We start from the raw sequence: 11,772 nt of genomic DNA on the forward strand, positions 1-11,772 counted from the left end.
AGGAACGTCGTTATGGCCCGATTATTCTCCGGTCGCTCCGATATGCCCTTTGCGATGCTATTGCTGGCACCCAGTTTGATTCTGTTGGGTGGACTCGTGGCATGGCCGATGCTATCGAATATTGAAATCAGCTTTCTGCGCCTGCCGCTGAATCCGCGTATCAACGCCACGTTTGTTGGGGTCGCGAATTACGTTCGCATCCTTTCCGATCCGGATTTCTGGCATTCGTTGTGGATGACGGTCTGGTATACCGCGCTGGTGGTGACGGGCAGTACCGTGCTCGGACTCGGGGTGGCGATGTTCTTTAATCGCGAGTTCCGGTTACGCAAGACGGCGCGCTCACTGGTGATTCTCTCTTATGTCACGCCGTCTATCTCGCTGGTCTTTGCCTGGAAGTACATGTTCAACAGCGGATACGGCATCGTGAACTATCTGGGAGTCGATCTGCTGCATTTGTACGATCAGGCCCCCTTGTGGTTCGACAATCCCGGTAGCAGTTTCGTGCTGGTGGTGCTGTTTGCCATCTGGCGCTATTTCCCGTACGCCTTTATTTCGTTTCTGGCAATTTTGCAGACCATCGATAAATCGCTCTATGAAGCAGCCGAAATGGATGGCGCGAATGCCTGGCAGCGTTTTCGTATCGTCACGCTGCCCGCCATTATGCCGGTCCTGGCGACGGTGGTTACCCTGCGTACCATCTGGATGTTTTATATGTTTGCCGATGTGTATCTGCTGACGACAAAGGTCGACATTCTCGGGGTGTATCTCTACAAAACAGCGTTTGCTTTTAATGATTTAGGTAAAGCTGCAGCCATTTCCGTCGTGCTTTTTATCATTATTTTCGCCGTCATTTTACTGACCAGAAATAGGGTGAACCTCAATGGCAACAAATAAACGCAGACTCGGACGCGTGGGCTTTTATTGTGGCCTGATTGTGTTTTTGATCATCACATTGTTTCCCTTTTTTGTGATGTTAATGACGTCGTTCAAAAGCGCGAAAGAAGCGATTTCATTGCACCCGACATTGCTGCCGCAAGAGTGGACGCTTGAGCATTACATCGACATTTTTAATCCACTGATTTTTCCGTTTATTGATTACTTTCGTAACAGCCTGCTGGTATCCGTTGCGTCATCGGTGGTGGCGGTATTCCTGGGCACGCTCGGTGCCTACGCGCTGTCCCGACTGCGTTTTAAAGGGCGGATGACCATCAATGCCAGTTTTTACACCGTCTACATGTTCTCCGGCATTTTGCTGGTGGTCCCGCTGTTCAAAATCATTACCGCGCTGGGCATTTACGACACAGAAATGGCGTTGATTGTCACCATGGTCACCCAGACGTTGCCGACCGCGGTATTCATGCTGAAAAGTTATTTCGACACGATTCCGGATGAGATTGAAGAAGCAGCGATGATGGATGGGCTGAATCGCCTGCAAATCATCTTTCGCATTACCGTGCCGCTGGCGATGTCCGGACTGGTATCGGTTTTTGTCTACTGCTTTATGGTGGCCTGGAACGATTATCTGTTCGCCTCGATCTTTCTTTCCAGCGCCAGCAATTTCACGTTGCCAGTGGGCCTGAACACCCTGTTCAGTACGCCGGATTATATCTGGGGGCGGATGATGGCGGCGTCGCTGGTGACGGCATTACCGGTTGTCATTATGTATGCACTTTCGGAACGGTTTATTAAGAGTGGTTTGACCGCGGGTGGCGTGAAGGGCTAAAGCGGCCAGTTTAAACAAGGAGTGGTAAATGAAGAAGTTAGTCGCAACAGAACCGCGCGTCGCGGCGCTGGTAGAGTATGACGATCGCGCTGTCATGGCGAATGAGGTGAAAATTCGCGTGCGGTTTGGCGCACCGAAACACGGTACGGAAGTGGTGGATTTTCGCGCCGCCAGTCCGTTTATTGATGAAGATTTTAATAGCGAATGGCAAATGTTTATGCCGCGTGCGAAAGACGCGCCGCGCGGTATTGAGTTTGGTAAGTTCCAGCTCGGCAATATGGTCGTTGGCGACATTATCGAGTGCGGGAGCGACGTCACTGACTATGCCATTGGTGATAGCGTCTGTGGTTACGCCCCTTTAGCCGAAACGGTCATTATTAACGGCGTCAATAACTACAAACTCCGCAAGATGCCGCAGGGGGCGAGCTGGAAAAATGCGGTGTGCTACGACCCGGCTCAGTTTGCGATGAGCGGCGTGCGTGATGCCAACGTGCGGGTAGGTGATTTCGTCGTCATTGTTGGTCTTGGCGCGATTGGGCAGATAGCCGTCCAGTTGGCAAAGAAAGCTGGCGCGTCGGTAGTCATCGGCATCGATCCGATCGCCCATCGTTGTGATATCGCTCGCCGCCACGGCGCGGATTTCTGCCTGAATCCGATGGGTACTGATGTCGGTAAAGAGATCAAAATGCTGACCGGTAAGCAGGGGGCGGATGTCATCATCGAAACCAGCGGCTATGCCGACGCGTTGCAGTCCGCGCTACGTGGTCTGGCTTATGGCGGCACTATCTCTTATGTCGCGTTTGCCAAACCCTTTGCCGAAGGTTTCAATCTCGGGCGCGAAGCCCATTTTAATAACGCCAGAATTGTCTTCTCGCGCGCGTGCAGCGAGCCGAACCCGGACTATCCGCGCTGGAGTCGCAAACGTATTGAGGAGACCTGCTGGGAACTGCTGATGAATGGTTATCTTAACTGTGAGGATCTTATCGACCCGGTGGTGACCTTTGCGGCTAGTCCGGAAAGCTATATGCAGTATGTCGACAGACATCCGGAACAGAGCATCAAAATGGGCGTCACATTTTAAGCGTAAAGGAAGACGAGCAATGAAAATCGGCACACAGAATCAGGCATTTTTCCCGGAAAATATTCTGGAGAAGTTTCGCTATATCAAAGAGATGGGTTTTGATGGCTTTGAGATCGACGGCAAATTGCTGGTTAATCACCTTGATGAAGTCAAGGCTGCCATTAAAGAAACGGGTCTGCCAGTCACGACCGCCTGTGGTGGTTATGATGGCTGGATCGGCGATTTCATCGAAGAGCGTCGTCTGAACGGATTACAGCAGATCGAACGCATTCTTGAAGCGCTGGCGGAAGTGGGTGGGCAGGGCATCATTGTGCCTGCGGCATGGGGAATGTTTACCTTCCGTCTACCGCCAATGACCTCGCCGCGCAGTCTGGCTGGCGATCGCAAAGCAGTCAGCGACTCGCTACGTTACCTTGACAGTGTGGCAGCACGTACCGGTACCACCGTCTATCTCGAGCCGCTTAACCGTTATCAGGATCATATGATCAACACGCTGGCGGATGCGCGTCGGTACATTGTGGAAAACAATCTAAAGCACGTACAGATCATCGGCGATTTCTACCACATGAATATCGAAGAAGATGATATGGCGAAGGCGCTGCACGATAACCGCGATCTGCTGGGACATGTGCATATCGCGGATAATCATCGCTATCAACCGGGCAGCGGCAGCCTGAACTTCAGCATGCTGTTTGATCAGTTGCGCGAAGATAACTATCAGGGCTACGTGGTGTATGAAGGGCGGGTGCGGGCAGAAAATCTGCCGGAAGCCTACCGTCAGTCATTGGCCTGGTTGCGTACCTGCTAAGAGGTTGCCGTGAAAAGTGCAATGACTCGTTCTCCGCTTCGCGTTGCCATCATTGGCGCCGGACAGGTAGCGGATAAAGTTCATGCTTCGTACTACTGCACCCGCGAGGATCTGGAACTGGTGGCTGTCTGTGACAGCCGCCGTTCTCAGGCGCAAACGCTGGCAGATAAATACGGCAATGCGCAGGTCTGGGACGATCCGCAGGCGATGCTTCAGAAGGTAAAGCCCGATATCGTCAGCATCTGTTCACCGAATCGTTTTCATTACCAGCATACTTTGCTGGCACTGGAGGCCGGTTGTCACGTGATGTGTGAGAAACCGCCAGCGATGACCCCGGATCAGGCGCTGGAGATGCGTAATACCGCGCGTCGTATGGGTAAAGTACTGGCCTATGATTTCCATCATCGGTTCGCGCTGGATACGCTGTTACTGCGTGAGCAGGTCATGTCGGGCGTTCTCGGTGAAATCTACGTGACCAACGCCAGAGCGCTGCGTCGCTGCGGCGTTCCCGGATGGGGGGGTTTTACCAATAAAGCGCTGCAGGGCGGCGGGCCGCTGATCGATCTTGGTATTCACATGCTGGATGCCGCGATGTATGTGCTGGGGTTCCCAATGGTGAAACGGGTCTGGGCCCACAGTTTTCAGAAAATTGGCACACAGAAAAATTGTGGCCAGTTCGGTGAGTGGGATCCGACGACCTATACCGTAGAGGATTCTCTGTTTGGCACCGTCGAGTTCCACAACGGCAGCATTCTGCGTCTTGAAACCTCCTTTGCGTTGAATATCCCCGAACAATCCATCATGAATGTGAATTTTTGTGGTGACAAAGCGGGGGCAACGCTGTTCCCGGCGCAGGTCTATACCGATAAGGGCGGCGAACTGGAGACGCTATTTGCCCGCGGATGTGCAGACGATCAGCGTCATTTTCGCAGTATGGAAGCTTTCGTGAATCATGTTCGCGGTGAGCCGGTCACTATCGCGGACGCCGAACAGGGATGGCTGATCCAGCAACTGGTGGCGGCGCTGTATCAGTCTGCAGAAACAGGGATGTGTGTTGAATTATGAGCAAGCCAGTCACGTTATCCGAATCGGGTTTTTGTCCGCACAGCCTGAATAAATATGCCTCACTACTGGCGACAGGTAATGGTTACCTGGGGTGTCGCGCCAGCCACGAAGAAGCTTATACCCATCAAACGCGTGGGATGTATCTGGCCGGGTTGTATCACCGGTCCGGGAAGGGGGAAATCAATGAACGGGTGAACCTTCCGGACGTTATTGGCGTCGACATCTTCCTGAACGGTAAGCTTTTCTCGTTGCTCAGCGGAACTCTCGAAAGCTGGCAGCGACAGATCGACTTCGCTACCGGCGAGTTAACGCGTTCGCTGATCTGGCGTGCGCCTGACGGGGCGCGTTTTGCCATTGAGAGTCGACGCTTTGTATCAGCAGAGCAATTGCCACTCCTGGCGATGACGTTGTCGATTACCCCGCTCGACAGCGATGCCATAATTGCGTTATCGACCGGCATTGACGCAACAATCACCAACCATGGTCGCCAGCATCTGGATGAAACGCAGTTGCGGGTGTTCGGCCAACATCTCCTGCAAGGGATTTACACCACTCAGGATGGTCGAAGTCATGTCGCTGTTTCCACACATTGCCGCGTCAACGGTGATGCGCAGTCCTGCTTTACAGCAAAAGAACGGCGGCTGATGCAGCACACCAGCTCGTTGATGAAAGCAGGGGAATGCCTGACACTGGAAAAACTCACGTGGGTGGACTGGACCACAGAGTGCGATGTCTCACTGGAAAGCTGGGGGCAAAAGGGGATTCTGCACCTGAATGCCTGCGTGGGGCTGGGTTATGACGCGTTACTGGCGCAATCCGCCGCCAACTGGCAGCGCTGGTGGCAGCATTGTCGAGTAGAAGTGAATAGCGTAAACGCAGACGATCAGCGTGCGCTGGACTTCGCCCTGTATCATTTACGGATTATGACACCTGCCCATGATGAGCGTTGTAGCATCGGCGCGAAGGGGATGACCGGTGAAGGTTATAAAGGACACGTTTTCTGGGATACCGAAGTCTTTCTGCTTCCTTTTCATCTGCTCACTTACCCTGACGTCGCGCGGAATTTGTTGCGCTACCGTTGGCATAATCTGGCCGGGGCGCGGGAAAAAGCGCGAATAAACGGCTGGCAGGGGGCGCTGTTTCCATGGGAAAGCGCGCGCAGCGGTGATGAAGAGACGCCGGAGTTCGCGGCGATCAACATTCGAACCGGATTGCGTCAGAAGGTGGCTTCTGCGCAGGCGGAGCATCATCTGGTGGCCGATATTGCCTGGGCCGTTGTGGCGTACTGGCAGGCCACAGGCGATGAGCAATTTATGTCCCATGAAGGACTAACGCTTCTACTGGAAACGGCACGGTTCTGGCTGAGTCGTACAACAGAAGTGAAGGGGCGACTTGAGATCCATGATGTCATTGGCCCGGATGAATACACCGAACACGTGAATAATAACGCCTTCACTAACTATATGGCGTATTACAACGTCGAGCAGGCACTGCATTTTGCCCGTCGCTATGGTTGCACGGACGACGCGTTTATTCATCGTGCCGAGCATTTTCTCCAGTTCTTATGGCGACCAGAGGTTCTGGCAGATGGCATTTTACCGCAGGATGATACGTTTCTCAGCAAACCGGCTATTGATCTGAGCGCGTACAAGACAACGGCGGGCAAGCAGACGATCCTGTTGGATTACTCGCGGGCGGAAGTCAATGAACTGCAAATTCTGAAGCAAGCGGATGTGGTCATGCTGACCTATATGCTCCCGGAGTTGTTCACAGCGGAAGTTTGCCTCAACAATCTCCATTTCTACGAAGCGCGCACCATACATGACTCCTCTTTAAGTAAAGCGATTCACGGGATCGTAGCGGCACGCTGTGGCAACCCAGAACAGGGTTATCAGTTCTGGCATGAAGGCGCGCAGATCGATCTTGGCGACGATCCGCACAGTTGCGACGACGGCATCCACGCGGCGGCAACGGGGGCCATCTGGCTGGGGGCGATTCAGGGATTTGCGGGGCTGAGCGTACGTAACGGTGCACTGCACCTCGACCCGGCGCTGCCAGAGGGATGGAAAAAACTGACGTTCCCTCTGTACTGGCAGGGAAGCGAGATGATGATTTCGCTCAGCAAAAGTCACGTGACGATAAGCAGTTCACGACCGGTTACGCTGTGGCTTAATGCAAAACCAATCATTATTGACGGTGAATACAAACTCGCATTTCCTGACATGATTTTGCCTGTTTTTGGGACCGCTACCACAGGAAGGGGGAAAGAATGAAACCACAGGCAATAGTGTTTGATCTTGATGGGGTCATTACCGATACGGCACATCTGCATTTTCTTGCCTGGCGACAGGTGGCTGCTGAATTGGGAATCGTGATTGACGAGGTGTTCAACGATCGCCTGAAAGGCATCAGTCGTGGTGAGTCGCTGCTACGTATTTTGCGTCACGGTGGAAAAGAAGGGGTATTCACCCAGGCGGAACGGGAGCAGATCGCCGCGCGTAAAAATGCGCTTTATGTTGACTCGCTGCGCTCACTGACGCCGGAGGCGGTACTGCCGGGAATTAAGGAACTGCTGACTACGCTGCGTACGGAACAGATAAAAACCGGACTGGCGTCAGTGTCACTGAATGCGCCCGCGATCTTACAGGCGTTGCAAATGACATCGTTATTCGATTTTTGCGCCAATGCCGCGCTGATCCGCCGTTCTAAACCGGATCCGGAGATTTTTCTCGCGGCGTGCAACGGTCTGCACGTTAATCCACGGGCATGTATTGGAATAGAGGATGCGCAGGCGGGGATTGAGGCGATTAACGCCAGCGGAATGCGTTCGGTGGGTATTGGATCCACCTTAACCGACGCAGATTTGCTACTTCCGACAACGGAATTTTTGACGTGGCCGCGCTTATCGGCTTTCTGGCAACTCGACAAGTAAAGGAATCAACATGGCACAGCTTTCGTTGCAGCATATACAAAAAATTTATGACAACCAGGTGCATGTGGTTAAAGACTTCAATCTGGAAATTGAAGACAAAGAGTTCATCGTTTTTGTCGGCCCGTCGGGATGCGGAAAATCAACCACGCTACGAATGATTGCGGGACTTGAGGAGATCAGCGCCGGCGAACTGTTGATCGACGGCAAGCGGATGAATGATGTGCCCGCAAAGGCGCGCAATATTGCAATGGTCTTCCAGAACTACGCGCTGTATCCGCACATGAGTGTCTATGACAACATGGCGTTCGGTCTGAAGATGCAAAAGATTGATCCCGGCGTTATTGACGAACGCGTCAACTGGGCAGCGCAGATCCTCGGTTTACGGGAGTACCTCAAGCGCAAACCTGGCGCATTGTCGGGCGGGCAACGCCAGCGTGTTGCGCTGGGCCGGGCCATTGTGCGTGAAGCGGGCGTGTTTCTGATGGATGAGCCGCTCTCTAATCTCGACGCCAAACTCCGTGTCCAGATGCGCGCAGAGATCAGCAAACTACACCAGAAGTTGAATACCACCATGATTTACGTCACGCACGACCAGACAGAAGCCATGACCATGGCGACGCGGATTGTGATCATGAAAGATGGGATCGTTCAGCAGGTTGGAGCGCCCAAAATGGTTTATAACCATCCCGCAAATATGTTTGTTGCAGGTTTTATCGGTTCTCCGGCAATGAATTTTATCCGTGGCGCGATTGACGGAAATAAATTTGTTACGGAAACCCTTAAATTAACCCTTCCGGAAGACAAATTACGGATATTAAAAGCGAAGGGTTATGAACATAAAGCTGTCGTGCTGGGGATCCGCCCGGAGGATATTCACCCTGGAATACAAGAAGAGAATAGCGTGACAGCAAAAATAAGCGTGGCGGAACTGACCGGCGCAGAATTTATGTTGTACAGCACGATTGGGGGGCACGAGCTGGTGGTCCGTGCCGGGTCTGTTAATGACTATTATGCAGGAGACAATATCACCATCCATTTTGATATGGCGAAATGCCATTTCTTTGACGTAGAGACGGAATTCGCTATTTAACAATAAATATCTCCAGGGGCGTGGCCCCCTGGCTTTCGCGATATTTTATTTATCTGTACTTTAACAAGGAATAAAAATGAAAACCTTACTGTCCTCTTCAGCGCTGCTGATATGCGCTGGGATGGCCTGCGCGCAGGCTGCCGATAATAAAGACTGGCATTTTAATATTGGTGCCATGTACGAAATTGAAAACGTTGAAGGTTACGGCGAAGATATGGACGGACTTGCTGAACCGTCTGTCTATTTTAATGCCTCGAACGGTCCGTGGAGAATATCCCTGGCCTATTATCAGGAAGGCCCGGTTGACTATAGTGCTGGCAAACGCGGTACCTGGTTTGATCGCCCGGAACTGGAAGTTCACTATCAGATCCTGGAAAGTGATGATTTCAGTTTTGGTTTGACGGGTGGCGTTCGTAACTACGGCTATCACTATGTGAATGAAGCGGGCAAAGACACCGCAAATATGCAACGCTGGAAAGTGGCGCCGGACTGGAATGTGAAGCTCACGGATGATTTGCGCTTTAGCGGATGGCTGGCGATGTATCAATTCGTCAACGATCTGACGACCACCGGCTATTCAGACAGTCGTGTCGAAAGCGAAACGGGCCTAAATTATACCTTTAATGAAACAGTGGGACTGACGGTAAATTACTATCTGGAGCGCGGTTTCAACCTTGCTGAACATCGTAATAATGGCGAGTTTTCTACTCAGGAAATTCGCGCCTATTTACCGATTTCGCTGGGCAATACCACGCTGACACCCTATACCCGTATAGGTCTGGATCGGTGGTCAAACTGGGACTGGCGAGACGATCCGGAGCATGAAGGTCATGACTTCAACCGTCTCGGATTACAGTATGCCTATGATTTCCAGAATGGTTTGTCGATGACGCTGGAATATGCCTATGAGTGGGAAGATCACGATGAAGGTGACAGTGACCGGTTCCATTATGCGGGCATAGGCGTTAACTACGCCTTCTGATAGCCCTGGCTGCCCGTCAATTACGGGTAGCCATTCGCTCAGGCCAGAGATGCGGTCAGAGAGATACGGGTTTCGACGGTGATGGAGCGAGCGTCGGTTTTCCCGGCAATATGCTTAAACAACAGATCGCAGCTTTGCTCGCCGAGTTCACGTGTAGGGACGTCAATGCCGCCGGGCGGAGGGGTGAGAATAAAAGAGAGCATTTCGTTGCTGTAACCGACGACCGCCAGCTGCTGCGGAATGGCAATTTTTCTCTCCGACGCTGCGCGATATAAACTGAGGATCTTAATGCTGTCGGTGGCAAAAACAGCATCCGGTAAGGGGTGCTGGTTTAATAATGCTCTCGCCGCTTCCAGCGCACTTTCGTGCGTATAGCCACCATCAATAATCCAGCGTTTATTCTCTGCCAGTTGATGCGTCGCCAGACTGCGCTTATAGCCATTTACGCGATCAACAGAAACATGGTATTCCAGCGGCGCATGCAAACAGGCAATATTCTGATGGCCGCTGTCAATCAGGGCATCAGTCAGTGCAATACTGTCACGATAATTATCGGTATCGACCGAGTAAACGTGAGTGTATTGACCTTCTACCTTACCGATGACCACCACTGGAATATCATATTTATCCAGACGCTCGAAAAAAGTCTCATCTGCGGGCGAACTAAGCATGATAATGCCTTTGATCATCTTCTGCTTAATCTTGCTCTCGCACTTTTGCAGATCGTCTTCAGTACTACGTGACGTTTGCAGGATCACGTCGAAACCTTCCTCCTCTGCTTTTGCGGTAATGGCGTGCAAAACTTCAGAGAAGAAGGGGTTACCAGCAGTTGTTTTGGTCGAGCGTGTTGAAATCACCATGATGGCGTCAAACCCGGATGAGGTCAGGGCGCGGGCCAGTTTATTCGGCTGATACTGCAGTTCATCAATAGCGCGCTGCACTTTTTCCAGCGCTTCCGGTGAGATATTGGTTTGCTTGTTTAATACGCGCGAGACCGTCGACTTCGACACACCCGCCACGCGAGCGATATCATAAATAGTGGGGGTCATACTCCTGCAACTCCATCGGAGAGTTAATACCATACATCTTAGGGAGTTAGTCTGCGGTTGACAACACAGCGCGGTGGATTGTGCCGTGTAGCAATGAACTTCATGAATCAGCATTTCTGTGGCAGCCCGAACCTGGCGCAGCAGATTGATTGCAGACCATTGCATGAAGTTATCGGGTTTGATAAAACCTGATATCCCATCCTTTAATAATGCGACGCTCATGATGCAAAGCCACTCTTTCCTGGTCCCTTTTCAGGGCGAAACGCTTTACGCTGAAAGTACGTTTGGCCGCAATGGACATGTCCTGATGCTACACGGCGGCGGGAAAGACAGAACCATTTTCCACAAGTATCGCGTTATGTTGGATGAGTCAGGTTTTGGAACGACGATATTCGATTTTTTAGGTCATGGAGAAACCGGCGGCGACATTCGCGATTCCTCGTTGTTGAGCCGCACCCAACAGGCAACGGCGGTGATGGATTTTCAGGGGCAGATTTTTACCGGTTGTGTGGGCGTCAGCATGGGGGCGTACAATGCGCTTCAACTCAGTAAAATAGTTCCGCTGCGCTCGTTGATTCTGATGGTGCCAGGTGTCTATGCCACGCCCGCGTATCCGGTTAAATTTGGCCCCGATTTTTCGGCCATCATACGCCAGGATCACAGTTGGGACGCGACGGATGCGTGGGCCATCACCGCTGAATTTACCGGTGATTTGTTGGTTATCGCTGCCGAAAATGACACCATCATCCCTGCCGATATACCGAAAAAACTGGTCTCGTCGGCAGCGCAGGCCTGCCAAAAGACACTACTCACGATCGATGGGGCGGGTCATAACTCGATCTGGGAGCAGTTGATGCGTTCAAGAGCATGCTATGAAAGTGTTCGCTCGGCTTTTGAACGCTGCTTAGCTCATTAGCATACTTTTATTTCAGCCTGTCCTGTTTTCCCTTAACGGGGTCAGTCGGGTGAACATCCCACTCGACACAACCCGATTGAAAATCAACGACCTGCCCCTATATTAGAGGGATGCGTTATACTTTTT

The 11,772-nt window shown here is 52.0% G+C and carries 11 protein-coding genes; 10 read left to right on the forward strand and 1 reads right to left on the reverse strand.

The genetic code is table 11. The features are described from left to right. The first annotated feature begins 12 nt into the window (after window positions 1-12). The 9 genes from OGW13_RS04550 to OGW13_RS04590 all read left to right on the forward strand — a co-directional run bounded on the left by OGW13_RS04550 (window position 13) and on the right by OGW13_RS04590 (window position 9,681). Complete coding sequence (locus OGW13_RS04550; protein ID WP_043000559.1) at window positions 13-894, forward strand: carbohydrate ABC transporter permease; 882 nt, start codon at window positions 13-15, stop codon at window positions 892-894. After that, entirely contained in the window at window positions 881-1,723 is an 843-nt protein-coding gene (locus OGW13_RS04555) for a carbohydrate ABC transporter permease (protein ID WP_109740279.1), read from the forward strand. The genes OGW13_RS04550 and OGW13_RS04555 overlap by 14 nt, the downstream gene beginning before the upstream one ends. Before the next feature lie 28 nt (window positions 1,724-1,751). Continuing rightward, the gene (ycjQ, locus tag OGW13_RS04560; protein WP_044267166.1) at window positions 1,752-2,804 is read left to right on the forward strand and encodes a D-guloside 3-dehydrogenase; all 1,053 of its coding nucleotides are present in this window, start codon (window positions 1,752-1,754) and stop codon (window positions 2,802-2,804) included. Window positions 2,805-2,823: 19 nt separating this feature from the next. Beyond that, complete coding sequence (gene ycjR / locus OGW13_RS04565; RefSeq protein WP_043000562.1) at window positions 2,824-3,612, forward strand: 3-dehydro-D-guloside 4-epimerase; 789 nt, start codon at window positions 2,824-2,826, stop codon at window positions 3,610-3,612. Between the two features lie 9 nt (window positions 3,613-3,621). Then, window positions 3,622-4,677 (forward strand): D-glucoside 3-dehydrogenase, encoded by a 1,056-nt coding sequence (ycjS, locus tag OGW13_RS04570; RefSeq protein WP_287115751.1) that lies wholly within the window; start codon window positions 3,622-3,624, stop codon window positions 4,675-4,677. After that, a complete protein-coding gene (locus tag OGW13_RS04575) occupies window positions 4,674-6,950 on the forward strand; it encodes a glycoside hydrolase family 65 protein (RefSeq protein ID WP_287115752.1) in 2,277 nt (758 codons plus the stop codon). Before ycjS ends, OGW13_RS04575 begins: the two co-directional genes overlap by 4 nt. Further along, on the forward strand, window positions 6,947-7,609 hold the full coding sequence (pgmB, locus tag OGW13_RS04580) for a beta-phosphoglucomutase (protein ID WP_043000565.1): 663 nt from the start codon (window positions 6,947-6,949) through the stop codon (window positions 7,607-7,609). The genes OGW13_RS04575 and pgmB overlap by 4 nt, the downstream gene beginning before the upstream one ends. A 10-nt stretch (window positions 7,610-7,619) precedes the next feature. Beyond that, window positions 7,620-8,699 (forward strand): ABC transporter ATP-binding protein, encoded by a 1,080-nt coding sequence (locus OGW13_RS04585; RefSeq protein ID WP_043000566.1) that lies wholly within the window; start codon window positions 7,620-7,622, stop codon window positions 8,697-8,699. A 76-nt stretch (window positions 8,700-8,775) separates the two neighbouring features. Beyond that, the gene (locus tag OGW13_RS04590; protein ID WP_248382017.1) at window positions 8,776-9,681 is read left to right on the forward strand and encodes an OmpG family monomeric porin; all 906 of its coding nucleotides are present in this window, start codon (window positions 8,776-8,778) and stop codon (window positions 9,679-9,681) included. Between the two features lie 38 nt (window positions 9,682-9,719). Here OGW13_RS04590 and OGW13_RS04595 read toward each other — a convergent pair whose 3' ends face one another. Continuing rightward, window positions 9,720-10,730 carry a LacI family DNA-binding transcriptional regulator gene (locus tag OGW13_RS04595; protein WP_043000568.1) on the reverse strand — a complete coding sequence of 337 codons (1,011 nt, stop codon included), beginning with the start codon at window positions 10,728-10,730 and terminating at the stop codon, window positions 9,720-9,722. Window positions 10,731-10,848: 118 nt separating this feature from the next. On the opposite strand from OGW13_RS04595, the gene OGW13_RS04600 reads away from it, so the two are divergent. Further along, window positions 10,849-11,646 (forward strand): alpha/beta fold hydrolase, encoded by a 798-nt coding sequence (locus OGW13_RS04600; protein WP_222168194.1) that lies wholly within the window; start codon window positions 10,849-10,851, stop codon window positions 11,644-11,646. Window positions 11,647-11,772 lie beyond the last annotated feature (126 nt).

This window comes from Citrobacter sp. Ca225 (genome assembly GCF_030337175.1).
Classification (GTDB): Bacteria; Pseudomonadota; Gammaproteobacteria; order Enterobacterales; family Enterobacteriaceae; genus Citrobacter_A; species Citrobacter_A amalonaticus.